We start from the raw sequence: 1,269 nt of genomic DNA on the forward strand, positions 1-1,269 counted from the left end.
CAAGTGACTAAGAGCATGTGGTGGATGCCTTGGCGATTACAGGCGACGAAAGACGTGATAGCCTGCGATAAGCTTCGGGGAGCTGGCAAATAAGCTTTGATCCGGAGATTTCTGAATGGGGAAACCCACCTCGCAAGAGGTATCGCATGATGAATACATAGTCATGCGAGGCGAACCGGGTGAACTGAAACATCTCAGTAGCTCGAGGAAAAGACATCAACCGAGATTCCGAAAGTAGTGGCGAGCGAAATCGGAAGAGCCTTCTATTGATAGCACGACTGTTAGCAAAACGGAATGGAAAGTCCGGCCATAGCAGGTGATAGCCCTGTATGCGAAAACAGACGTGTGGTACTAAGGTAGAGACAAGTAGGGCGGGACACGAGAAATCCTGTCTGAATATGGGGGGACCATCCTCCAAGGCTAAATACTCGTAATCGACCGATAGTGAACCAGTACCGTGAGGGAAAGGCGAAAAGAACCCCGGGAGGGGAGTGAAATAGATCCTGAAACCGCATGCTTACAAAAAGTAGGAGCCCGCAAGGGTGACTGCGTACCTTTTGTATAATGGGTCAGCGACTTACATTCAGTGGCAAGGTTAACCGAATAGGGAAGCCGTAGAGAAATCGAGTCCGAATAGGGCGAATCAGTCGCTGGGTGTAGACCCGAAACCAAGTGATCTATCCATGGCCAGGATGAAGGTGCCGTAACAGGTACTGGAGGTCCGAACCGACTAGTGTTGCAAAACTAGCGGATGAGCTGTGGATAGGGGTGAAAGGCTAAACAAACTTGGAAATAGCTGGTTCTCTCCGAAAACTATTTAGGTAGTGCCTCAAGTATTACCGTCGGGGGTAGAGCACTGTTTAGGCTAGGGGGTCATGGCGACTTACCAAACCTATGCAAACTCCGAATACCGACGAGTACAGCTTGGGAGACAGAGCACCGGGTGCTAACGTCCGGACTCAAGAGGGAAACAACCCAGACCGCCAGCTAAGGTCCCTAAAATTGGCTAAGTGGGAAACGAAGTGGGAAGGCTAAAACAGTCAGGATGTTGGCTTAGAAGCAGCCATCATTTAAAGAAAGCGTAATAGCTCACTGATCGAGTCGTCCTGCGCGGAAGATGTAACGGGGCTAAGCCAGTTACCGAAGCTGCGGATGTGCAATTTATTGCACGTGGTAGGAGAGCGTTCTGTAGGCCTGTGAAGGTGTCTGGTAACGGATGCTGGAGGTATCAGAAGTGCGAATGCTGACATGAGTAGCGTTAAAGGGGGT

General features: G+C 50.3%; 1 rRNA gene (running past one end of the window). It reads left to right on the forward strand.

Annotated elements, in window-relative coordinates:
• A 23S ribosomal RNA gene (locus ASE28_RS27705) occupies positions 1-1,269 on the forward strand; its annotated part reaches 3 nt to the left of the window's first position; the annotation flags it as partial.

Origin of the sequence: Acidovorax sp. Root219 (assembly GCF_001428665.1) — a bacterium.
Taxonomy (GTDB): Bacteria; Pseudomonadota; Gammaproteobacteria; order Burkholderiales; family Burkholderiaceae_C; genus Acidovorax.